Raw genomic sequence first — 23208 nt, 5'->3', positions numbered from 1 at the left:
CGGTCGCGAACGCCAGAAAGCGTCGCCGTTCCACGCTAGCACATCGTCTTCTCGGCCCTCGTCGTGGTCGGCGACGTGGTCGGCCCTATGGTCGGCGACGTGGTCGGCATCGACGGAGTCAGCTCCGGGGCACCGACGCCATCGCCGTCGCTCCCCGACCGACCAGGCGTTCGAGCGGTCCGCGGCCGAAGAACATCGACCAGAGCGTGGTCAGCAGGAGCAGAGCGATCGCAGTCGCGGCCCAGAACGTGTTGCTGGTGAAGAACGACCCCGGTCCACCGACCAGCATGATCGAGAGCACATGCGCACTGTATGCCGAGAGCGGCATGGAACCGAGCGCACCCAGCGGGAGCAGCGCCCAGCGCAGAGGTGTGCTCAGCAGCAGGCACAGGGCGATGACGACGAGGGCGAACCCGCCGGACCCGAGGATCTCGGCCGTACCTCCACTGTGCGGGTCGACGGCGAAGACCGCCGTGAGCACGGCACGGAGCGGGTCGGTCTCGGCGAGCGCCTGCGGGTAGGCCTCCCACCCGGTGGGAGCCGTGCCCATGTCGACGAAGCCGGGGTCGACGATCGAGCTGCCCGATGAGACCTCCGTCCCCGATGAGCCGTTCCCGACGTCGCTGGCGAGACCGGCGGCGTGGCCGACCCCGCCCAGACCGTACCCGACCACCACGAGCGCGAATCCGACGCCGAGCGCGACCGCCGCGGTGCGCATCCGCTCGACGCGCAGGCGTCCGAGGGCCATGCCAGCCAGCACCAGTGACATCCAGACCGTGACGGGGTACGTGCCGTACAGCACGAACCCGATGCCGGAACCGTAGGGGTTCAGCATCACCGCGTTCAGGAACGCGAGCAGCGCCGGACCGAGGAGTGCGAGCACCGCCGCCCCCGTCAGCAGCTGCCAGGGCCTCCAGCGCAGGAACGGGATGACCGCGACGTAGAGCAGACCGTAGAGCGTGAGGATCACTGCGATCGGGGTGTTCAACATCTCGAGGGCCAGGCCGATCACGAAGATCACCGCGCCCCGGCCGATGAGGTTCAGGCGGATGCCGGGGATGCGCTCACGTTCGGGCAGCGCGCTGCGTCCCGTCATGAGGGCGATCGAGATGCCCGCGAGCACCGCGAACAGGATCGACGAGCGTCCATGCACCAGGTCGGTCCACGTCGACGGGTCGAACCAGTCGAACGGCTCGGTCTCGCCGATGTGCGCTCCGGCCATGCCGAGGATCGCCAGTCCTCGGGCGACGTCGAGCCCGAGGATGCGCGGAGGTCGTCCGAACTCGTGGAACCACCGGACGGGGGCGAGAGCAGTGATCACCCCCTGATCGTAGAGGCCGGCATCGGTGCGTGGAGGACCGATCCCGGCATACGATGGAGGGCTATGTCTTCCCCCGTGATCTCCTATCCCCCGGAGCTGCCGGTCAGCGCCGCCAGGGCTGAGATCGCCGATGCCATCCGCGACCACCAGGTCGTGATCGTCGCCGGTGCGACCGGATCGGGAAAGACCACCCAGCTGCCGAAGATCGCCCTGGAACTCGGTCGGGAGCGCATCGCCCACACGCAACCGCGACGCCTCGCCGCCCGCACGATCGCCGAGCGCGTCGCCGAAGAGCTCCACGTCGAGCTGGGCACGCTCGTCGGATACAAGGTGCGGTTCACCGACAAGGTGTCGGACGTCACGCGCATCGCCCTGATGACGGACGGCATCCTGCTCAACGAGATCCACCGCGACCGGTTGCTCACCCGCTACGACACGATCATCATCGACGAGGCGCACGAGCGCTCCCTCAATGTCGACTTCCTGCTCGGCTACCTGTCCCGCATCCTCCCGGAGCGCCCCGACCTCAAGGTGATCATCACCTCGGCGACGATCGATCCGGAGAGCTTCGCCAAGCACTTCGCCGCTCCGGACGGCACCCCGGCACCGATCATCGAGGTCTCCGGCCGCACCTATCCGGTGGAGATCCGCTACCGCGGGCCGGTCGAGGATGCAGACGAAGAGGATGCGCCGCCCGAGCCGGAGGACGAGGTCTCGGCGATCGTCGCGGCCCTGCGCGAGCTCGACCGGGAAGCACCGGGCGATGTTCTCGTCTTCCTCCCCGGCGAGGCCGAGATCCGCGATGCCGCCGATGCCGTGCGCGGCGCCTACGCGAACGACCGCGCCCCCACCGAGGTGCTGCCCCTGTTCGGACGCCTCTCCGCCGCCGACCAGCATCGGGTGTTCGAGCGCAGCCGGGTGGCCGGCGTGCGCCGCCGGGTGATCCTCGCCACGAACGTCGCCGAGACCAGCCTCACGGTGCCCGGCATCAAATATGTGATCGACACCGGCACCGCGCGCATCTCCCGGTACAGCAACCGGTCCAAGGTGCAGCGCCTGCCGATCGAGGCTGTCTCCCAGGCCTCGGCCAACCAGCGTTCGGGCCGTGCGGGCCGCACCAGCGACGGCATCGCGATCCGTCTCTACTCGGAAGAGGACTACGACAGGCGACCGGAGTACACCGAGCCCGAGATCCTGCGCACCTCGCTGGCCTCGGTCATCCTGCAGATGCTGTCGCTCGGATTCGGCGACATCACCGCGTTCCCGTTCCTCACCCCGCCCGACTCCCGGGGCGTGAAGGCCGCGTTCGACCTGCTCACCGAGCTCGGCGCCGTCGAGGCATCGCGCCGCGACGGTACCCCGCACCTCACCCGCACGGGTCGCGACATCTCCCGCATGCCGATCGATCCGCGGTTCGCACGCATGCTGATCGAAGCAGGGAAGGCGGACTCCGGCGGCACCGTGACGCGTGACGTGCTCGCGATCGTCTCGGGCATGACCATCCAGGACGTGCGGGAGCGGCCGGAGGAGCGCCGGGACGAAGCCGACCGGATGCACGCGCGTTTCGTCGACCCGACCAGTGACTTCCTCACCCTGCTGAACCTCTGGAACCACCTGCGCGAGCAGCAGCGCGAGCTCGGCTCGAGCGCGTTCCGCCGCCTGTGCCGTTCCGAGCACCTCAACTACGTGCGAGTGCGCGAGTGGTTCGACGTGCATCGCCAGCTGCGCACGCTCGTGAAGACGCCCGACCGCCCCCGCGACGACCGGAGAGCGGGCGACGACGGCGGCACCAGCGATCCCGATGCCATCCACCGCGCACTGCTGTCGGGCCTGCTCTCGCAGATCGGCATCCTCGACGAGCGCACCGCCCCCGCAGGCAAGGCGCACTCCCCTGCGAAGGAACCGAAAGGCCGTCGCATCGCCGAGTACCGCGGGGCGCGCGGCATCCGCTTCTCGATCTTCCCCGGCTCCGGTCTGCGCAAGAAGAGTCCGCGGGCGGTGATCGCCGCCGAGATCGTCGAGACCTCCCGCACGTTCGCCCGCACGGTCGCCGCGATCGACCCCGCCTGGGCCGAGCCCCTCGCCGGCGACCTCGCCAAGCGTCAGGTCACCGAGCCGCACTGGTCGAAGGATGCCGGTGCGGCGGTCGCCTTCGAGAAGGTGACCCTGTTCGGCCTCGAGATCATCCCGCGTCGGCGCGTGCAGTTCGCCCGCATCGACCGCGCTGCCTCACGCGAGCTGTTCGTGCGGCACGCTCTCGTCGAGGGCGAGTGGGATCCGACACGGCTCGACAAGCGGGTGAGCGCGTTCTGGCGCAGCAACGCCGAACTGCGCAAGCGCCTCGAGAAGCTCGAGGAGCGCGAGCGTCGCCGCGACATCCTCGCCGGCGACGAGGCCGTGTTCCGCTTCTACGACGAGCGCATCCCCGCCGAGGTGTTCGACGTGCGGTCGTTCGAGAGCTGGTGGCGAGAGGCCATGGCGACGACGCCGAAGCTGCTCGTGATGCGCGAGAGCGACCTGATCGACGACGAGGAGCGTGCGGATCAGCGCGAGTTCCCGACCCGGTGGACCCAGGGCGACCAGGTGCTCGGCCTCGCGTATCGGTTCGAGCCGGGCGCCGACGACGACGGCGTGAGCGTGGTCGTGCCGCTACCGCTCCTCGCGCAGATCGAGGACCGCGGCTTCGACTGGCAGGTTCCCGGCCTGCGTGCCGAACTGGTGACGGGCCTGCTGCGCGCCCTCCCCAAGGCGATCCGTCGCCACGTGGTCCCCGCCGCAGACTGGGCCGAGAAGTTCGGTGCCGAGCTCGTCGAGGAGGGGCCGGAGTCGCACGGCGGCCTGCCTCCGCGCACGCTCAAGGAGGCGCTCGCCCGCCGCATCCAGCCGCTCGCGAACCAGCTGGTCTCCGCCGCCGACTTCGACGACGAGCGCGTGCCCCCGCACCTGCGCATGAACTTCCGCGCCGTCGACGAACGCGGCAGGATCGTCGGCTCCGGACGCGATCTGCGCGCCCTGCAGACCCAGCTCTCGGACCGCGCCCGCAGCAGCGTCGCCCGCTCGATCGCAGCTCCTCCCCGCTCCGGGGGGACGGGAGCGAGACGCGGCACCGAACGCGGCGGGATCGAACGCATCGCGGCCGCGCCCCTCGAGCAGACCGGCCTCACCGCCTGGACCTTCGGAGAACTGCCCGAGGTGCTCGACACCCGCGTCGCCGGCGGCGTCGTGCGGGGGTACCCGGCCATCGTCGACCAGGGCAAGAGCGTGTCGGTGCGCGTCGAATCGACCCCGGATGCCGCGGCGGCCGCCACCCGCGACGGCGTGCTGCGTCTCGTACTGCTGGGTGTGCCGTCGCCCTCCTCGTACGTGCAGGAGCACCTGACCAGCCAGGAGAAGCTCGCACTCGCCGCCTCGCCCTATCCGTCGGCCGCCGCCCTCATCGAGGACGCGCGTGCGGCGGTCGCCCGCAACGTCATCGAAGGCATCGTGCCGGATGGCATCGTGCGCGACGAGGCGGGCTTCGCCCGCGTGCGCGACGCGGTCTCCGCCGTCCTCGTCGATGAGCTGTTCGCCTGCGTCTCCCTGGTCGCACGCATCCTCACGAAGTCACGCGACGTGGAGCGCGGCATCAAGTCGCAGAACTCCCTCGCCCTGCTCGGCCCGCTGAACGACATCCGCACCCAGTTGAGCGGACTGCTGCACCCCGGGTTCGTCTCCACCGCCGGTGTCGACCGCCTCGCGCACTTCCCCCGGTACCTGGAGGGGATGCTCGACCGGTTGAAGACCCTGTCCAGCGAGCCCGGCAAGGACCGTGCACGCATGACCGAGTACGAGCGGATGGCGAAGGCCTTCGAAGACGCCGGTGGCACGATCCCGCTCGCGGCCGACGCCTCGCCGGCGCTCGTCGAGGTGCGCTGGCTGCTCGAGGAGTACCGCGTCAGCGTGTTCGCGCAGCGTCTGGGCACCGCGCAGCCGGTGTCGCCGCAGCGCATCATGAAGGTGCTGTCCGGGCGCTGATCCGTGACCGCCACTGTCGGCGCAGGTAGCCTGAATGCATGGCTCGCGCGATCGTGTACACCGAAATCGGCTCCCCCGCTGTCCTGCATCTGATCGAGATCCCCGACCCCGTGGCGGGCCGCGGCGAGGTCGTCGTCCGCATCGAGGCGGCGGGGGCGAACCCGATCGATGCGAAGCTGCGCGGCGGCAAGCGCCCGTCGCCGCCGATCACCGAACCTCGTCCGGTCGGCTTCGACGGTGCCGGTGTCGTCGAAGCGCTCGGCGAAGGCGTCGACGACTTCGCGGTCGGCGACCGGGTGGCGATCCGCGATGGGCACGGCACCTACGCTTCGGCGCTCGCCGTCCCGACCGAGAACCTCGCGAAGCTCCCCGACTCCGTGACCACCGCAGAGGGCGCGGGCATCGGCATCCCCGCCGGAACCGCCTACCAGGCGCTGCGCTCGCTCGGGGTGACCGAGGGCGACGTGCTGCTCGTGCACGGAGGCTCCGGGGCCGTCGGACAGGCAGCCGTGCAGTTCGCCGTCGCCTGGGGTGCGACCGTGATCGCGACCGGGAGCCCCGCCCGTCACGACCAGCTGCGCGAGCTCGGCGCCATCCCGGTGGCCTACGGCGACGGCCTGCTCGACCGGGTCCGCGAGGCGGCTCCGTCCGCCGTCACGGTGGTGCTCGATTGCGCGGGCACCGACGAGGCGATCGAGACCTCGCTCGCGCTGGTGTCCGACCGCGACCGCATCGCCACGATCGTGCGGGGTCCGGATGCTGCGTCCTTCGGCATCCGCGCCTTCTCCGGTGGATCGCCGGTGCCGCTGACCGACCAGGAACTCGCCTGGCGTGCCGAGGCCCTCGCCGAGACGATCGCCCTCCTGGACACCGGCGACTTCACGATCGAGCTCGGACCGCAGATGCCGCTCGCCGAAGCGGCGCAGGCCCATGAGCTCATGGAATCCGGCGCCGCCTCGGGCAAGATCATCCTGCTCCCGTAGTCGCAGGGCTCCGGGTCAGGCCGGAGCCACTGGCCGTCCGATCGACAGCATCAGCCGGTTCGCCCAGTTGAAGAACGCGGCGCCGTGGATGACGTCCGCGACCTCCAGATCGTCGAGCCCTGCCGCGCGCAGCCGCGCGATCTCGTGCTCCCCGAATGCGCTGGGCGTGTCGGTGAGGGCGACGGATGCCGCGACGATCGCGTTCCATCGCTCGCCCAGGTCCGCGTCGACGCCCTCGTCGAGCAGCAGGTCGACGTCGTCGACGCGCTTGCTGTGGTGTGCGGCGAACCGCGAGTGCACCGACGCGCAGAACACGCAGCCGTTGCGGCGGGATGCCGCCGTGGCCGCCAGCTCGCGGTCGGCACGCGGGAGCCCCTCGGCCGCGTTGTAGAAGATGTCCTTGTCGACGAGGGTCCGCGCCCTGAGCACCTCGGGGTCGCGGGCGAGCAGTCGGAAGTAGTCGTTCTTCGCCCGTGCGGCGTCGACGAGACCGTCGTAGTGCCGCGCGGTCAGCTCGTCTTCCGCGAGGGGGTCCAGGTGCGGGACCCAGCCGACCTCCCCGCGGGTGAAGGCGTGCGGGTGCGGGGCGTCGTCGTGCCGGAGCACGGTCTGTTCGATGGTCATGCGGCTTCCTCTTCCTCGGAGACGGCGGTATCGGGAGCGGTCGCCAGCCCCGCGGCCCCGAGCACGCGGAGTCCGGTGACGACGCGCTGCTGGAAGGCGAGGAACGACACCAGCTGCGACAGCGTCACGATCCCGTCGGTCGACCACCCGGCGTCGAGCAGCCGCCCGAGGTCGGCTCCCGAGGCCTCGCGGGGCCGGAACACGAGCAGGTGCGTGTGTGCGAGGGCGGCGGCGAGGCGCTCACCGATGACCGCGGTGACCGCGTCGGAGGGGACGTACCGCTCCCCCTCCGTGTTCTCCTCCTGCAGACCCAGTTCGGTGTACACGCCGAAGGGTCCGCTGACGGCCGCGCCGTCGGCCTCGGTGAGCACGACGCTCGCGGTCTCCGGATCCGCGTCCTGTGCGCGGTCGGCATAGAACACCGCGGTCGCGTCATCCGCTCCGGCGAGCCCCGTCGCGAAGGCGGCGACGAGCTCGCGCTCCGCCTGCGAGACGTGTTCGACCGTGACCGGTCGGAAGAGTGCGTCGAAGCTCGCCTGCAACTGCTCTCGGGTGACCGGCCGACGACGGCGCAGCGCATCCAGCTCCGGCGTCACCTCCACGATGCGGTCCACGATGTCGTCGGTCATGCGTTCTCCTTGATGGTGAGGGTGTCTGGGGCGGAAGGGCTGAGTGCGTAGCCGAGGGCCGGCGCGACCTCATCGGCGAAGAGGGCGATGGATCGCAGCACGTGCTCGTGCGGGGCGTCGACCGAGTGCACCTGGAAGGCCACCTCGGTCGCGCGGGCGAGGGTGGTGTCGGCGGCGAGCGACTCCGCCACCTCCTCGGGCGTGCCCAGGTGCGTGTCGAGAGCGGCGATCAACTCGTCGATGCTGTCTCCGGGGATGGTCTGCCCCTGTCGGCGGAAGCCCTCCGCCGCCCGGCGCAGCCCGACCTCGGCGAACCGCAGTGCATCGGCGCGGTCGTCCGCGACGAACACCGTCCGCGACGCGGTGATCCTCGGCTCCACCCCGGCCGGAAGCGCCTCGAGGTACGCGTCGATGATCGGATCCTGCAGTTCGGAGAGCGGTGCGTGCAGCCGGTCGGCGCGGCGAGGCTGCGTGCGCGAGAGCAGCAGTCCGTGCCCGTGCACCCCGGCGCGGTGCCCACCGGGCGCCGAGAAGGTGGCCTGCCAGATGCGGTCGGCGAGATCTCCGGCATCCGGGTAGAGCGTGTTGCCCGCCCCGATGTCGCGACCCGCCAGCCCGTCGAGCAGCGTGCGCAGCTTGCGGTCGTAGGTCGGTGCCTTGTCGCGCACGTCCTCCCCGAAGGGCACGAACGACGACGGTGTCCCCCCGCTGCCGAGTCCCAGATCCACGCGCCCCCCGGAGAGCAGATCAGCGACCACGGCATCTTCGGCCACCCGCACCGGATCCTCCAGCGGCAGGGTGATGACCCCGGTTCCGAGCCGGATGCCGCGGGTCACGGCGGCCACGTGGGCGAGGAACACCAGAGGGGACGGCAGCCCGCCCTCGGCCGCGTGGAAGTGGTGTTGGGCGACCCAGGCCCGCCCGATCCCGTGCCGCTCGGCCTGCTGGATCTGCGCGGTCGCGAGCGCATACCTCTCGACAGGTGCAGCGTCGTCGAGCAGGCGGGTGAAGAAGGCGACGGTGGGTGCGGTGGTCATACGACGGTCTCCGTTCGTCCGGGGACAGCGGCGAGCAGCTCCCGGGTGTAGTCGTGCTGCGGGTCGCGGAAGAGTTCCTCCGTCTGTCCTTCCTCGACGATCCGGCCACGACGCATCACCGAGACCGTGTGGCTGATCCTGCGCACCACCGCGAGGTCGTGCGAGATGAACAGGTACGTGAGCCCGAGCTCGGACTGCAGCGAGGTGAGCAGCTCGAGGATGCGCGCCTGCACGGTCACGTCCAGTGCCGACACCGCCTCGTCGAGCACCACGACCTCCGGATCGATCGCGAGCGCCCTGGCGATCGCGACGCGCTGTCGCTGGCCACCCGAGAGCTCGCGCGGAGTGCGCCTCGCGACGTCGGCCGGGAGCGAGACCCGGTCGAGGAGGGCCAGCGCCCGCTCTCGGCGCTCGGCGCTCGATCCGACGCGGAAGTTCTGCAGCGGCTCCGCCACGATGTCGATGATGTGCTGACGAGGATCCAACGAGGCGAACGGGTTCTGGTAGACGAGTTGCACGCGTCGGCGCAGCGCGCGCAGCTGTTCGCGCTTCGCGTGGGTCACGTCTTCGCCGTCGACCTCGATCGTGCCGGCGTCGGGCTGATGGAAGCGCGTGACCAGCCGCGCCGTGGTCGTCTTGCCTGACCCGGACTCCCCGACGAGAGCGTGAGTGGTGCCCCGACGCACACGGAACGAGACGTCGTCGACCGCGCGGAAGCGCTCGCGCCCCGCGACGCGGAACTCCTTCACGAGCCCCTCGGCCACGATCGCATAGGGGTTCTCCGCGGCGACGGCCGCCGCGTCCCGCAGGAACGGCGGCGCCTCCGGGCGGCGGAATCCGGTCGTGAATGCAGGAGCATCGGCGAGCAGCTGCCGCGTGTACGGGTCGGACGGCGCAGCGAGCACCACTGCGCTCGGGCCCTGCTCCACGATCCGGCCGTCTTTGAGCACGACCAGCCTTTCCGCGCGATCGGCGGCCACACCGAGGTCGTGGGTCACGAGCAGGATGCTGGTGCCCTCCTCACGTTGCAGCTCGTCGAGCAGGTCGAGCACCTTGCGCTGCACGGTGGCATCGAGGGCGCTGGTCGGTTCGTCCGCGATCAGCAGGCGCGGCTGCAGGGCGATCGCGGTCGCGATCAGCACGCGCTGCCGCATACCGCCGGAGAGCTCGTGCGGGTACTGGCGCGCCCGCAGGTCCGGATCGTCGATGCCGACGCGGTCGAGCAGCTCGATCGCACGCGCGCGACGCGAACGCCGGTCCCGGTGTCCGTGCAGGCGCAGGATCTCCTCGACCTGCGCGCCGATCGGACGCACCGGATCGAGCGAGGTCGTGGGGTCCTGCGGCACGAGGCCGATCTCCGCGCCGCGGATGCCCCGCAGCGCGCGATCGGTCCATCCGGAGATGTCGAGGTCTCCGAGTGCCACGGTCCCGCCATCGACCTTCCCGCCGGCCGGAAGCAGACCGAGGAGCGCATGAGCGGTCGTGGACTTGCCCGATCCCGACTCGCCGACGAGCGCGAGGGTCTCGCCCTCCTCGATCTCGAACGAGATGCCGTGCACGACTTCGCGACCCCCGTAGGAGATCCGCAGATCCGTCGCAGCCAGAACGCTCATCGCGTCCCCCCTCCGATGCGGTGGCTGATGCGGTTGGCGCTGAGAACGACCGCGACGACGACGAGACCGGGAAGTGCCGTGAGCCACCAGGCGGTCCCCACGTAGTTGCGTCCTTCGGCGATCAGCAGCCCCCATTCCGGGGTGGGCGGCGGGGCGCCGTAGCCGAGGAAACCGAGAGTCGAGATCGCCAGGATCGCGGTGCCGAACTGCAGCGCAGCGAGCGCCACGATGGGTGTGAGCGAATTGGGCAGCACATGCCGACGCAGCACCGCGAAGAAGGTGGCGCCGCTGCCGAAGGCCGCCTCGACGTACTCGGTGCGCCGCACGCGGGCGACCTCGGCGCGCATCAGCCGGGCGAAGGCGGCGACGCTGCCGAGACCGACCGCGATGGCGGCATTGACGGTGCCGAATCCGAGCAGGATGATGACCGACAGCGACAGCAGGAGCCCGGGGATCGCGAGGAGCACGTCGACGACGCGCATGAGCACGTCATCGACCACACCGCCCACGGCCCCGGCGATCGCGCCCAGCACCGTGCCGAGCGCGAGGCCGACCGTGACCGCGATCAGCGCGCCGGAGAGCGAATGCACCGCGCCATGGACGACGCGTCCGAACAGGTCGCGTCCGAGGGTGTCGGTTCCGAACCAGTGGGCGGCGCTCGGCGGCAGCAGCTTGTCGGCCGGTACGCCGGTGAGCGGGTCGCCGGGGGCGAACACCCCGGGGACGACTGCCCAGAGCACGGCGAGCGCCACGACGGCGAGCGCCAGATACAGGCCCCAGGCGCGGCCGTGCAGACGACCACGCCGCCGAGGTGCCGGCGCTTGCTCCTGAGGGGTCGGTGCCGGCACGGCTCCGGGCTCGACGCTCGTCTCGGCGATCACGGGAGCGGTCATGCTGACACCTCCTGGGGTGCGGGCTTCGAGGGGGCGAACGCGGCGGATGGGCGGGAGCGCGTGAGCGTCCGCTGGCGCGGGTCGATGAGCGGGGTGACGAGGTCGACCGCGAAGCTGATGACCACGAATCCGAGAGCCGAGAGCAGCACGACGCCCTGCAGCACCGGGATGTCCTGGTTCGCGACGGCCTGCTCCGTGAGCCTGCCCACTCCCGTGCGACCGAACACGGTCTCGGTCACGACCGCTCCCCCGACGAGCTCTCCGAACAGCACGCCGGCGATGGTCAACGTCGGCACCGCGGCGTTGCGGGCGACCGAACGCGTGAGCACCCAGAGCGGCGGCGCGCCCTTCGCGCGCACCACCGTGACGAACGGCTGCGCCTGCACCTGATCGATCGCCCGGACCAGCACCTGCGCCAAGGGCGCCGAGATCGGCACCGCGAGGGTCAGCACGGGGAGGATGAGCCCGCTCGCCGGGTCGGCCCCGACGATCGGCACCCAGCCGAGTCCGAAAGAGAACACCTGGATGAGCAGGATGCCCAGCCAGAACACCGGCACGGCGACGAAGAGTCCGGGGATCTGGCGCAGACCATCACGCAGCCAGGCGAACGGCGCGAGGGACGAGAGCCCCGCGATCAGGACCGCCAGCAGCAGCGCGACGAGGAGTCCGAGCGACGCGAGCAGCAGTGTCGCCGGCAGCGCCTCGGCGAGCATCGCCAGCACCGGCGTGCCGAACTGCGTCGAGAATCCGAAGTCCCCGGCGAGGAAGCCGAGCCCTGCGTGCACGTACTGCTGCCACCAGGGCAGGTCGGCACCGTACGTGGCGCGGATGCTGTCGAGCTGATCCGGCGACAGCCCGAGGCTGGGGTCGGAGAACTTGATCAGGATCGCATCGCCCGGCAACAGCTGCAGCAGGAAGAAGGTGGCCGTGAAGGCCGCGATCAGAACGATCGCGGCCTGCCCGGCTCGTCGGAGGACGAAATTCATCGACGCACCATGCCGATCAGTGCTCGGAGAGCCAGACGCCGGAGAACGTCGGGCGCCCCACCGACTCGAACGCGACGCCGTGCACATATGTCGCCGTGCCGTACACCTGCGGCTCCTCGAACAGCGGGATGACGTAGGCCTGCTCGGCGATGTAGTCCTGCACGGCCTGCGACGCAGCGACGCGCTTGTCGGCGTCGGGCTCGGAGGCCACCGCGAGGAGCAGCTCGTCGAGCTTCGCATCCTTCGAGATGAGCACGTCGCGGTTCTTCGTGAAGTACTGGCTCTTGATCACGTCGAGATCCGCCCGGCCGACCATCGAGTGGTAGAAGCCGGTCTTCAGCGGGTCACGGGTGTCTTCGGCGTAGCTGCCGGCGTCGCCGGGCTTGACCGAGAGCTCGACACCCACCTTCGCCAGCTGCTGCGCGACGAGTTCGAGGGTCTGCTTCGACAGGGGCTGGGGCTTCGCCTCGTAGACCGTGATCGCGAGACGCTCTCCGTCCTTCTCGCGGATGCCGTCGGCACCGGGCTTCCATCCGGCCTCGTCGAGCAGCTTCTCGGCCTTCTTCGGGTCGTACCCGTAGTGCTCTGATTCGTCCTTGTAGCCGAGGGCCTGAGAGGACAGCACCGAGGTCGCCACCGGGTAGTTCTCGGTGAAGAGCGTGTCCACGACCTCCTGCGCATCCACGGCGGAGATGATCGCCTGCCGGACGCGGATGTCGGAGAGCAGCGGGTTCTCGGGGCGGAGGGCGATCGAGTTGTTCACCCCGCGGGTCTGCGGGGCGTAGAGCGTGAAGCCGGCCGCCTCGACGCGGTCCTCGTCGAACGCCTGCACGTAGCGGACGTAGTCGGCCTGGCCGGCGAGCAGCGAGCCGATGCGCACCGAGTCCTCCGGCGTGATCAGCACGTGCACGGCATCCAGGTAGGGGCGGCCGTCGTTGTCGACGCTGTCGGGGCCCCAGTCGTAGTCGTCGCGGGCGGTGAGCGTGTACTCGGTGCCGAGCTTCTCTCCCGTGACGGTGAACGGCCCCGAGCCGATGATCTCGGCCGCGTTGCCCGCACCGAAGTCCTCGATCGTGCCGTCGAGGGTCGTAGGCGACAGGAGGCCCGAGTTGATCGTCGAGGTCGCCTGCAGGAACCCGGGCGACGGCGCCGAGAAATGGAATGTGACGGTGTCCTCGTCGACCACCTCACTGCTGGCGTAGTTGTTGATCGCCTCGGAGACAGTGAGTCCCCGCTCGGCATCGCCCAGCCCGTAGGTGTCGAAGTTCTTCTTCACGGCCGCGGCGTCGAGCACCGTGCCGTCCGAGAACGTGACGTCGGGGTTCAGGTTGAACGTGTACTCGGTGGCGTCGTCGTTCACGGTCCAGTCGGAGGCGATCCAGGGCTCGATCTCGAGCGTTTCCGGATTCTGCCAGGTGAGACGGGCCGCGATGTTGTTCACGATGCCGCCGTTCGGGTAGAAGCCGGCCTGCGGCGGGTAGAGGTTCGTGTACGCCTGGTGCTCGAGGTAGGTGAGCGTTCCTCCCGTGACGGGGTCGCCGCCTTCGGCAGGCGAGTTCGCCGGTGCGGGCGTCGACGCGCAGGCGGCGAGGCTGCCCGCGAGGACGAGCGGCAGCGCGATGGCCGCGGCGCGGATGAGACGACGGTTCATGGGTGGGCCTCCAGGATTCGGGTGCGGTGCTTCGGGTGCTGTGCGGTGCTTCGGGTGCTGTGGTGAGGTGACTTCACCGTAGGAATCGCGGTTCCTCCGGCGCGAGGTGGCCGACTCCGGATGTCGCGTGGCGACACGCGTGGTCACGCGTCGACATACGAGGAAATGCGCAGACGGTCGCGGAGGGTCGCTCGGGTGCTCTCCTGCGCGTCTCGCAGCAGGCCGCGACGGCGCAGCTCGGGAGCCGCCTGTCGCGTGAAAGCCTCGAACTGCGCGGGCTGGAACGCCGACAGCACGTTGAACCCGTCCGCGGCGCCCTCCTCACGCCAGGTCTCGAAATGGTCGGCGATCGTCGCCGCGTCTCCCACGACGAACGCCGCCGGCACCGCATGCGCGGCGACCAGGTGCCGCCATGTGAGCGGATCGCCGTTCCCGATGCCCGATCCCGAGACCTTCGATGCGGAGACGCGCAGCCCGGCGATGATGCCGAGGCGCTCGATCAGCGCGGCGCCGCGCTCTCCCAGCCGCAGGGCCTCCGCAGAGGTCACGGGCGCGTCGAAGGTCGAGGTGCGCAGCGGGTCGTCGAGCGGGACGTCGAATGCATCGGCGAGCGCGGCGACGGTGCGATTCGACGGGAACGCCGTTCTGGCCGCCTGGTGCCCCTCGGCCAGCGGCACCAGGGCGAGCAGCCGCTCCACGATGCGTCGCGCGTCGGCATCCGTGTCCGCGACGACGGGAAGCACCGGGGCGATCACCTTCAGCGCATCCGGCGATCGTCCGGATTCCGCCGCGATGTCACGCAGCAGTCGACGGGTCGCGATCGCATCGGCCAGCGTGGGCGCGGCCGTCAGCGCGAGATCGGCTTCGGTGGCCGCGAGCGCCCTCGAGCGCGGCGACGTCCCCGCGTGCACGATCGGGATCTGTCCCTGCGGCGGGCGGGCGACGTTGAGCGGTCCCGTGACGCGCACCTGCGTTCCCCGCAGGTCGGCGGCGCGGAGTGCCTCCGGGTCGATCAGCACCCCGCGGTCGGCGTCGGCGATCCAGGCGTCCTCGCCCCACGAGTCCCACAGTCGGCGCAGTGCCTCGACGAACTCCTCCGCCCGGTCGTAGCGGGACTCGTTGTCGGCGTGCTCCTCGCGGCCGTGGTTGCCCGCTGCACGCGGCTCGGCGCCGGTGACGAGGTTGATCCCGGCACGGCCTCGGGTGAGCACGTCGAGGGACGCCAGCGAGCGTGCCGTCGTGTACGGGTCGGCGTACGTGGTGTTGACCGTGGCGATCAGGCCGATCCGCGAGGTCACCCCCGCGAGGAAGAGCACGGCGCTCACGGGATCGATGCGGGCCAGCAGGTACGGGTCGCGGAACTCCAGATCCGGGCCGGTGGCGAGCCAGTCCCCGAAGAAGAGGTAGTCGAGGCCGGCGTCCTCCCCCTCCCGCGCGATGTGCCGCAGGATGTCGGCGTCGGACGCGGGATCACGATGCGCGCCGGGCTGCCGCCAGCCCGAGGGGTACGCGCCCAGGGTGCGCACCATGGCGCCGATGATGAGGGGTTCGGTCATGGCGTCACGGTAGGAGCCGTCGAGCCTCCGCTGCCAGGGCGCCGATGCCGGGCGTCACGGGATGTAACAGTCCGTCACAGCCGGCACACCCCCTACGCTGAGACCATGACAGGTCTTCGGTGGGGAATCCTCGCGACCGGCGGTATCGCCGGCGCATTCGCGTCCGATCTGAGAACCGCGGGGCTCGACCTCGTGGCCGTCGGGTCCCGCTCGCAGGAGTCGGCGGACGCGTTCGCCGCCCGTTTCGACATCCCCCGCGCGCACCCCTCGTACGAGGCGCTGGTGTCCGATCCCGACGTCGACATCATCTACGTGTCGACGCCGCACCCCATGCATCACGAGAACGCCCGGCTCGCGCTCGAGAACGGCAAGCACGTGCTCGCCGAGAAGGCGTTCACGCTGAACCGCGCCGAGGCGGAGGATCTGCAGGCGCTTGCGGTCGAACGCGGCCTGCTCGTCATGGAGGCGATGTGGACCCGTTACCTGCCGCACATGGTCCGCATCCGCGAGCTCATCGCCGACGGCGTCCTCGGCGAGATCCGCGCGGTGAGCGCCGACCACACGCAGCTGCTGCCCTCCGACCCCACCCACCGCCTCAATGCCCTCGAGCTCGGCGGCGGCGCGCTCCTCGACCTCGGGATCTACCCGATCTCCTTCATCTGGGACATCCTCGGTGCACCGACCACGCTCCACGCCGTCGGCCGGCTCGTGGAGACCGGAGCCGACTCCGAGGTCGCGACCGTCATGACGCACGAGGGCGGAGCGATCTCGACCAGTCTGTCGTCGTCGCGCGCCGCCGGACCCAACGTCGCGAGCATCATCGGCACGGCCGCCCGCATCGACATCGATACGGTCTGGTACAGCCCGACCACGTTCCGGGTCGTCCTCGCCGACGGCACCGTTCACGAGACCTACACGTCCGAGGTCGAGGGCCGCGGGATGCAGTACCAGGCACTCGCCGCCGAGCGGCTCGTCCGCGACGGCATCCTCGAGGGCGACATCCTGCCCATCGCCGAGAGCGTCGCCATCATGGGCACTCTCGACGAGATCAGAGCGCAGATCGGCGTCCGCTATCCCCGTGAGGAGGTCTGATCATGGCCGAGACCACCGATGCCCGCGTGGCCGTCTACCTCGACTTCGACAACATCGTCATCTCCTGGTACGACCGCGTGCACGGACGCAACGCCTACGGCAAGGACCGTCAGCGGATCAGCGAGAACCCGAACGATCCTGAGGTCACCGACCGGCTGAGTCGCGCGATGATCGAGGTCGGCGCCATCATCGACTACGCGGCCTCGTTCGGCACCCTGGTGCTCACGAGGGCCTACGCCGACTGGTCGTCTCCCGTGAACGCCGAGTACCGTTCGCAGCTCGTGGCGCGCGCCGTCGACCTCGTGCAGCTGTTCCCGGCAGCTGCCTACGCCAAGAACGGCGCCGACATCCGCCTCGCCGTCGATGCGGTCGAGGACATGTTCCGGTTGCCCGACCTCACGCACGTCGTGATCGTGGCGGGCGACAGCGACTACGTGCCGCTGGCTCAGCGGTGCAAGCGCCTCGGACGCTACGTGATCGGCGTCGGAGTGTCAGGCTCCACAGCCAAGTCGCTGGCCGCCGCGTGCGACGAGTTCGAATCCTACGACTCGCTTCCCGGTGTGGTCCGCCCCGTGAAGGCGGCGCCCGCCGTCGCCGCGAAGGCCGAGGCCGTCGCGGAGCCCGCGCCCGAGGCTGTGCCCGATGTCGCAGACGCGGTCAAGGCGAAGACCCCGCGCCGGGCGAAGTCGAAGGCGGCCGCACCCAAGGTCGAGGAGCCCAAGCTCGACGAGCAGGGCGAAGCGACCCAACTGCTCGAACGCGCGCTGCGTCTCGGCCACGACAAGGCCGACGCCGACGAGTGGCTGCACAGCTCAGCGGTCAAGACGCACATGCGCCGCATGGATCCGTCCTTCAGCGAGAAGGCCCTCGGCTACCGCTCGTTCTCCGATTTCCTGAAGTCGCGCGACGACATCGCCGAACTGGAGGAGACCGGGCACGAGCGACTCGTCCGTCTGCGCGAGCCCGCCGCCTGATCGACGCGCTGCCTGATCAGCACGCGCGAACCTGCCCCCTGATCCGGTCGGTGGCGACGAAGGCTCGGTGATCCGAACCTCCGCCGCCGCCACCGCCGCCGCCACCTGCTGCGATCAGAGCGTTGCTTCGAACGGGTCGAAGTCAGAGGCGATCGAACCGACCTGATCGAGCGTGCTCTCGACGTCGACGAAGCTGCGCGATTCGGCGGCCTCCTCGATCGACAGGAGCGTGTCGAGCACGTGGTAGCCGAACTCCCCCGTCGCCACGTGCGGGCGACCGGCGGCGATCGAGCGTGCCATGTCGAGCAGCCCCACGCCGCGGCCGGAGAGCACACCCTCCTGCTCGACGTCGATGATGTCCTGCTGGACGGGCTCCGGTGGGATGAACAGACGCGTGAGCGGTCGGGTGATCGAGATCGCGCCGCCGAAGGTGTTCGGGTCGGGGATCACGATGGTGCCCTCGGTGCCGGTGATCTCGACGATCCCCTGCCGGATGACGGGCGAGTCGGTGCTGTAGACGCTCTGCGCCTGCCCTCCCTGCTCGAAGTCCATCAGCACGCTCAGGGTCGACGGGATCTCGACCGGGAACTCCTGGCCGGCCAACTCGCCGACCTGCACACGCCGCGTCGGCGTCCCCTGCAACCCGAGGGCCGCGACCGAGGCGACCGGGCCGAAGACGTGCACGAGAGCCGATACATAGTAGGGGCCCATGTCGAGCAGCGGGCCCGCGCCCTTGGCGTACAGGAATGCGGGGTTCGGGTGGAAGATCTCCGGTCCCGACCACTGGAACGTGGTCTGCGCGAACAGCGGACGGCCGATGTCGCCGCGCGCGATCGCCCGCTTCGCCGTCTGCACACCCGGTCCGAGCACGGTATCGGGGGCGACTCCGATGCGGAGACCGGCCGCATCCGCCTTCTCCAGCAGTCGGCGGGACTCCTCACGGCTCACGCCGATCGGCTTCTCGGTCCAGACATGCTTGCCCGCCGCGATGATCGCCTCGGACACCTCGACGTGCACGGCAGGGATCGTGAGGTTCACGACGATGTCGATCTCCGGATCGGCGAGCACCGCGTCGACGCCGCCGGAGCGCGGGACGCCGTATTTCTCGGCTTGCGCCTGCGCGCGGTCCTCGAGCAGGTCGCCGATCGCGAGGACGCGCACATCCGGGAAAGTCGTCAGGTTCGACAGGTACTGATCGCTGATGTTCCCGGCGCCGATGATGCCGACGCCGACGGGGCCGTCCCCGAACGAACGGGTGTCGCCCACCATCAGCCGGCGACCTTCTCGTCGAGGTACACCCGGCTGCGCTCGATGGCGTCGAACAGGTCGCCCTCGTAGTGGTCGAACTCCACGATCGCGAGCTCGAGGGCCGGAGCCGCGGCGATGGCCTCGACGAGCGGAACGGATCCTTCGCCCGCGGCCACCTGGTCGGCGGGCGGGTAGGCGCCGGCGAGCGCGGGGTCGAGCGTGCCGTCCTTGGCGTGCACGGCCACGACGCGGCTGCCCAGACGCTCGAGCAGCGCGACGGGGTCGACGCCGCCGCGGGCGACCCAGTACAGGTCGACCTCGAGCACGACGCGCTCGTCGAGGAGGCCCGCGAGGACCTCCAATCCGGTGACGCCGTCGAACACGGCCTCCAGCTCGTGTGCGTGGTTGTGGTATCCGACGCGCACGCCCACGGTCGCACCGATCTCCGCCGCCTCGTTCAGCAGTCGCGCGGTCTGCTCGATCTGCTCGACCGACTCCCAGCGCGCGGGCTCGGTGTACGGATCGATGACCGTGTCCATGCCGAGCACCTTCGCTGCGGCGAAGACCTCAGCGGGTGACGGCACCGGCACCGTGGTGCCGCTGCCGTCGGGGTTCACGAACGACTCCGACGCCAGGAAGGCGTGGCCGGACGGGGCGACCAACCCGGCGGTGGACAGTGCGGCAGCGAGGGGCTCGGCGCGGCGGACGAAGTCATAGGGCTCCACGGCGGTGAATCCGCGGGCGGCGACCGCCGCCAGGGAGGATTCGAGGTCGGCCTCCAGCTCGTCCTTGATCGTGAACAGCTGCAGGGAAGTCCGAATCGTCATCGGTCGTGCTCCTTCGGTCATCGGTGACGTGGCGGGACCGCTGTCCCGTGCAGGCACGCTATCACCAAATACCTCCATGCGGACGTTTTGATTGACTAGACTCGCCACATGCTCCCCGACACGTCCGATCACGCCGATCCTCCCCGCCCACGCGGCGCGTACGCCAAGGGGATCGCTCGACGACAGGAGATCCTCGATCGCGCGATCGAGGTCTTCGCCGAGCGCGGCGCGGACCGCACGAGCCTGCGGGCGATCGCTCGCGAGGTCGGGGTCACCCATGCGGCGCTCACGCACTACTTCGGCTCGCTGGAAGAGCTCCTCGTCGCCGTCTACGAGGAGAGCACGGTCCCGTCCCGTCAGTCCAGCTCTCCCCCGGAGGATGCGACACCGGTGGAGATGATGATCGAATCCGCGCGGACCAACCGCGCGATCCCCGGCCTCGTCCAGCTCTACTCGACCCTCGTCGCCACCGCTCTCGAAGAGGGACACCCGGCGGCCCGCACGTTCGCCACCGGTCGCTTCAGCCGCCTCCGCGCCCGACTCGCCGACGTCGTCCGTCGCCAGCAGGAGGACGGCCGGATCCGCGACGATATCGACCCGGATGCGGTCGCCGCCCTCGTCGTCGCGGCATCCGACGGCTTGCAGACGCAGTGGCTGCTCGACGAGACCGCACCGCAGCACGAAGCGCTCGCGCTCCTCGACCGACTGCTGCGACCCGCATCCTGAGCAGGACGTGGCGCGGATCGGGACCCCGACGACCGGGCTAGGCTCGAAACGTGACGCCCGTGCCGCAGTCTCCCTACGCCCGGGCGCTCGGCGAGCGCATCGATGAGCTGCATCCCCGGCTTCGCACGTACTTCGAGGCGATCCCCGCCGGCGCCGTCGGCATCGGCGAGGGGGTGTTCGGGCGCGTCGGCACCCCGCGGCGATGGCTGTGGCCGTTGCTCCGGCTGCTCGAGCGCCGCGGGGTGGTCGCCGCAGGGTGGGAGCGCGATGTGCCGTTCCGCGTGGAGAATCGGACCATCGCGTCGAGGGCCATCGGAGAGCGCACCTTCCAGTTTTCTCACGGCGGGTGGACCATGCGCGACGCGGCCGCGCTCACTCGACACGGCCGCGTGGTCGACGAGCTCGGAGAGCCCGCCCTCCTCGCCGCCTGCTTCGATGTGGACGTCCACCAGGGGGCCCTGCACCTCACCAGTCGCGCGGTCGGCCTGCGTCTCGGACGCCTCCGGGTGCGCCTCCCACGTGCGGTCACCCCCGTGATCCGCCTCACCGAACGCTTCGACGACGCCCTCGACCGTCAGCGCATGTCGCTGACCGTCGACGCGCCGCTGCTGGGCCGCGTGTACGAGTACCGAGGCGACTTCACTTATCGCATCCACCATTCCGAGACGGAGCAGGTGGCATGAGCGCAGGACGGGTCGTGGTCGGCGGGTCCACGGGTTTCATGGGCAGATTCCTGCTGCCGCGGTTCCGCGCCGAGGGCCGTGAAGTCGTCACGATCTCCCGTTCGGGCGCCGACATCCGCTGGGGCGACCAGGTCGAGATCGACCGCGCCGTCGATGGCGCGGCCCTCGTGGTTGGCCTGGCCGGCAAGAGCGTGAACTGTCGTTACACACCGGAGAATCGCGCGGAGATCTTCCGCTCACGCCTCGACACGACGGCATCCTTGAGCACCGCGATCGCCCGCGCCTCGACGCCGCCGGCGCTCTGGGTGAACTCCTCGACCGCGACCATCTACCGTCATGCGGAAGACCGTGCCATGACCGAGTCGACCGGCGAGATCGGCACCGGGTTCTCGGTCGAGGTCGCCAAGGCCTGGGAGAAAGCCCTGTTCGCCGACGACCTCCCCTCCACGCGACGCGTCGCGCTGCGCAGCGCCATCGTCCTCGGCCACGGCGGTGTCCTCGGTCCGGTGAAAGACCTCGCCCGGCTCGGGCTCGGCGGATCCCAGCACGACGGACGATGGCCGGTCAGCGCTGCGCGTCGGGCCGCAGGCACCGGCCACTTCCCCGGCGCCCGTCGCGGCCGCCAGCGCTTCAGCTGGGTGCACATCGAAGACGTGGCCCGCATCATCGAATTCCTCGAGCAGACGCCTTCCCTCGAAGGGCCCGTCAACGCCGCATCTCCGCACCCGGTCGACAACGTCGAATTCATGGCGACGGTGCGTCGGGTGCTGGGCGCGCGCATCGGTGTGCCGATGCCGCGGTGGATGCTGGAACTCGGAGCGATCGGCATGCGCACCGAGACCGAGCTGATCTTGAAGAGTCGGTGGGTGTTGCCGGAGAAGCTCACCACGGCCGGATTCGAGTTCCGATACCCGACCCTCGAAGAGGCGATCCGCGAGTCGTTCGACCGCGAACCCGCTGCTTAGCCGGCGTTCGCCGCCCCGGCGGGCCCCTCGCCGTCGGTGCCGCGCTTCTTCTCGATCTCCTGGCGCAATCGCCACTCCTCGATCTCACGGTCGAGGTCGGCGATCTGCTGCTCCGTCGTGCGGGTGTCCCTGGGTGGCGCCGGACGCACATCGGTCGGCGTCGCGGGTCGCTCGGCTCTCCGCATCCGCGGCATCTGGATGCCGGACTCGCCGTAGTCACGCCCGAGCCCGAACCACAGCAGGCCACCGATCAACGGCAGCAGGATCACGATGATGATCCACGCCAGCTTCGGCAGGAACTTCACCAGCGAGCTGTCCCGCGTGATGATGTCGATCAGTGCACCGATCATCAGCGCGATGACGAGGAGCGAGAACAGGAACGACATGAGTTCAGGGTAGACGACGCCGCGCCGTGCCGCTCGGGCTACGGCAGCAGATGCCCGCCGGCGCGGAACAGTTCGTACCACTCGGGCCGCGTGAGCGTGATGTCGGCTCCGGCCGCCGCGTCCTGCACCCGCTGGGGTGTGGTGGTACCGAGCACGACCTGCATACCGGCGGGGTGGCGAGTGATCCACGCGGTCGCGATGGCGATCGGCGCGACGTCGTACGCCGCTGCGAGGCGATCGATCACGGCGTTCAGTTCCGCGTACTCGGGGTTGCCGAGGAACACCCCGTGGGAGAACCCGTCCTGGAACGGCGACCAGGCCTGGATCGTGATGTCGTTGATGCGGCAGTACTCCACGATGCCACCGCCGTCGCGCACCACGCTCTGCTCCTGTCCGGCCATGTTGGCTGCGACCGGCTGCGCGATGATCGGCGCGTGCGTGATCGACAGCTGCAGCTGATTCGCGACCAGCGGCTGCCGGACCGCCGTGCGGAGGAGGTCGATCTGGCGAGGCGTGTGGTTCGAGACGCCGAACGCCCTGACCTTGCCCGCGCGCTCCAGGTCGTCGAACGCGCGCGCCACCTCGTCGGGCTCGACGAGCGCGTCGGGGCGGTGGAGCAGGAGCACGTCGAGGCGGTCCGTGCGCAGCGCCGCGAGCGAACCCTCCACCTGCGCCAGGATGTGCGCGTACGAGAAGTCGAACATCCCCTGCGAGGGCACGATGCCGCACTTCGTCTGCAGCACGATCTCGTCACGCTCGGACGGGGTGAGCTGCAACGCGTCGGCGAACCGCGCCTCGCAATGGTGCATGCTGCCGCCGTAGATGTCGGCGTGGTCGAAGAAGTCGATGCCCGCCGTCCGCGCGGTGCCGTACAGCGTGCGGATGTGAGAGTCGTCCTTGTCGTCGATGCGCATCATGCCGGCGATCACGGCGGGGGCGGTGGCTGATCCGAACGGCACTGTCTTCATGCGCATCACGCTACCGCCCCGCACCGACGTCG

Annotated in this window: 20 protein-coding genes; 7 read left to right on the top strand and 13 right to left on the bottom strand. The window is 70.2% G+C overall.

Features of this window, described 5'->3' with window-relative positions:
- Positions 1-118: 118 nt before the first annotated feature.
- Positions 119-1321 carry a heparan-alpha-glucosaminide N-acetyltransferase domain-containing protein gene (locus DW307_RS05065; protein ID WP_240750493.1) on the bottom strand — a complete coding sequence of 401 codons (1203 nt, stop codon included), beginning with the start codon at positions 1319-1321 and terminating at the stop codon, positions 119-121.
- 63 nt (positions 1322-1384) lie between these two features.
- Between DW307_RS05065 and hrpA the strand changes: the two genes are divergently transcribed.
- Together hrpA and DW307_RS05055 are read left to right on the top strand one after the other, a co-directional pair.
- Positions 1385-5335 carry an ATP-dependent RNA helicase HrpA gene (gene hrpA / locus DW307_RS05060; RefSeq protein WP_136024194.1) on the top strand — a complete coding sequence of 1317 codons (3951 nt, stop codon included), beginning with the start codon at positions 1385-1387 and terminating at the stop codon, positions 5333-5335.
- Between the two features lie 38 nt (positions 5336-5373).
- A complete protein-coding gene (locus tag DW307_RS05055) occupies positions 5374-6318 on the top strand; it encodes a quinone oxidoreductase family protein (protein ID WP_136024193.1) in 945 nt (314 codons plus the stop codon).
- Between the two features lie 15 nt (positions 6319-6333).
- Here the strand turns inward: DW307_RS05055 and DW307_RS05050 are convergent, their stop codons facing one another.
- The 8 genes from DW307_RS05050 to DW307_RS05015 all read right to left on the bottom strand — a co-directional run bounded on the left by DW307_RS05050 (position 6334) and on the right by DW307_RS05015 (position 15307).
- Positions 6334-6942, bottom strand: a complete 609-nt coding sequence (locus DW307_RS05050; RefSeq protein WP_136024192.1) for an alkylhydroperoxidase domain protein — start codon at positions 6940-6942, stop codon at positions 6334-6336.
- Positions 6939-7571, bottom strand: a complete 633-nt coding sequence (locus tag DW307_RS05045; RefSeq protein ID WP_136024191.1) for a CMD domain protein — start codon at positions 7569-7571, stop codon at positions 6939-6941. The genes DW307_RS05050 and DW307_RS05045 overlap by 4 nt, the downstream gene beginning before the upstream one ends.
- Positions 7568-8608: a putative FMN-dependent luciferase-like monooxygenase gene (locus tag DW307_RS05040; RefSeq protein WP_136024190.1), complete on the bottom strand. Its 1041-nt coding sequence runs from the start codon at positions 8606-8608 to the stop codon at positions 7568-7570. Before DW307_RS05040 ends, DW307_RS05045 begins: the two co-directional genes overlap by 4 nt.
- A complete protein-coding gene (locus tag DW307_RS05035) occupies positions 8605-10221 on the bottom strand; it encodes a dipeptide ABC transporter ATP-binding protein (RefSeq protein ID WP_029267105.1) in 1617 nt (538 codons plus the stop codon). The genes DW307_RS05040 and DW307_RS05035 overlap by 4 nt, the downstream gene beginning before the upstream one ends.
- Entirely contained in the window at positions 10218-11114 is an 897-nt protein-coding gene (locus DW307_RS05030) for an ABC transporter permease (protein WP_029267106.1), read from the bottom strand. The genes DW307_RS05035 and DW307_RS05030 overlap by 4 nt, the downstream gene beginning before the upstream one ends.
- Positions 11111-12100: an ABC transporter permease gene (locus DW307_RS05025; RefSeq protein ID WP_029267107.1), complete on the bottom strand. Its 990-nt coding sequence runs from the start codon at positions 12098-12100 to the stop codon at positions 11111-11113. Before DW307_RS05025 ends, DW307_RS05030 begins: the two co-directional genes overlap by 4 nt.
- Before the next feature lie 16 nt (positions 12101-12116).
- Complete coding sequence (locus DW307_RS05020) at positions 12117-13751, bottom strand: TIGR04028 family ABC transporter substrate-binding protein (protein WP_029267108.1); 1635 nt, start codon at positions 13749-13751, stop codon at positions 12117-12119.
- Between the two features lie 143 nt (positions 13752-13894).
- Positions 13895-15307: an NtaA/DmoA family FMN-dependent monooxygenase gene (locus DW307_RS05015; RefSeq protein ID WP_029267109.1), complete on the bottom strand. Its 1413-nt coding sequence runs from the start codon at positions 15305-15307 to the stop codon at positions 13895-13897.
- A 105-nt stretch (positions 15308-15412) separates the two neighbouring features.
- On the opposite strand from DW307_RS05015, the gene DW307_RS05010 reads away from it, so the two are divergent.
- Both DW307_RS05010 and DW307_RS05005 read left to right on the top strand, forming a co-directional pair.
- A complete protein-coding gene (locus DW307_RS05010) occupies positions 15413-16399 on the top strand; it encodes a Gfo/Idh/MocA family protein (RefSeq protein WP_136024189.1) in 987 nt (328 codons plus the stop codon).
- Positions 16400-16401: 2 nt separating this feature from the next.
- Positions 16402-17373, top strand: a complete 972-nt coding sequence (locus DW307_RS05005) for an NYN domain-containing protein (protein WP_136024188.1) — start codon at positions 16402-16404, stop codon at positions 17371-17373.
- Between the two features lie 114 nt (positions 17374-17487).
- Here DW307_RS05005 and DW307_RS05000 read toward each other — a convergent pair whose 3' ends face one another.
- On the bottom strand, positions 17488-18642 hold the full coding sequence (locus DW307_RS05000; protein ID WP_136024187.1) for a Gfo/Idh/MocA family protein: 1155 nt from the start codon (positions 18640-18642) through the stop codon (positions 17488-17490).
- On the bottom strand, positions 18642-19448 hold the full coding sequence (locus tag DW307_RS04995; protein WP_021199938.1) for a sugar phosphate isomerase/epimerase family protein: 807 nt from the start codon (positions 19446-19448) through the stop codon (positions 18642-18644). Before DW307_RS04995 ends, DW307_RS05000 begins: the two co-directional genes overlap by 1 nt.
- Before the next feature lie 108 nt (positions 19449-19556).
- Between DW307_RS04995 and DW307_RS04990 the strand changes: the two genes are divergently transcribed.
- The 3 genes from DW307_RS04990 to DW307_RS04980 are packed head-to-tail and all read left to right on the top strand — an operon-like array spanning position 19557 to position 21822.
- Positions 19557-20174, top strand: coding sequence for a TetR/AcrR family transcriptional regulator (locus tag DW307_RS04990; RefSeq protein ID WP_136024186.1), 618 nt, complete (start codon positions 19557-19559; stop codon positions 20172-20174).
- Positions 20175-20224: 50 nt separating this feature from the next.
- Positions 20225-20857: a DUF4166 domain-containing protein gene (locus tag DW307_RS04985; RefSeq protein WP_136024185.1), complete on the top strand. Its 633-nt coding sequence runs from the start codon at positions 20225-20227 to the stop codon at positions 20855-20857.
- Entirely contained in the window at positions 20854-21822 is a 969-nt protein-coding gene (locus DW307_RS04980) for an epimerase (RefSeq protein ID WP_136024184.1), read from the top strand. Before DW307_RS04985 ends, DW307_RS04980 begins: the two co-directional genes overlap by 4 nt.
- Here the strand turns inward: DW307_RS04980 and DW307_RS04975 are convergent.
- Both DW307_RS04975 and DW307_RS04970 read right to left on the bottom strand, forming a co-directional pair.
- Positions 21819-22208 (bottom strand): PLDc N-terminal domain-containing protein, encoded by a 390-nt coding sequence (locus DW307_RS04975; protein ID WP_021199942.1) that lies wholly within the window; start codon positions 22206-22208, stop codon positions 21819-21821. The two genes, DW307_RS04980 and DW307_RS04975, sit on opposite strands and share 4 nt — an antisense overlap.
- A 38-nt stretch (positions 22209-22246) precedes the next feature.
- Entirely contained in the window at positions 22247-23176 is a 930-nt protein-coding gene (locus DW307_RS04970; protein ID WP_084487343.1) for an aldo/keto reductase, read from the bottom strand.
- Positions 23177-23208: the final 32 nt, after the last annotated feature.

Source organism: Microbacterium sp. K27 (assembly GCF_004794435.1).
Classification (GTDB): domain Bacteria; phylum Actinomycetota; class Actinomycetes; order Actinomycetales; family Microbacteriaceae; genus Microbacterium; species Microbacterium maritypicum_A.
Note: the sequence above shows the minus strand (reverse complement) of the source record. Positions and strands in the feature narration are given on the sequence as shown.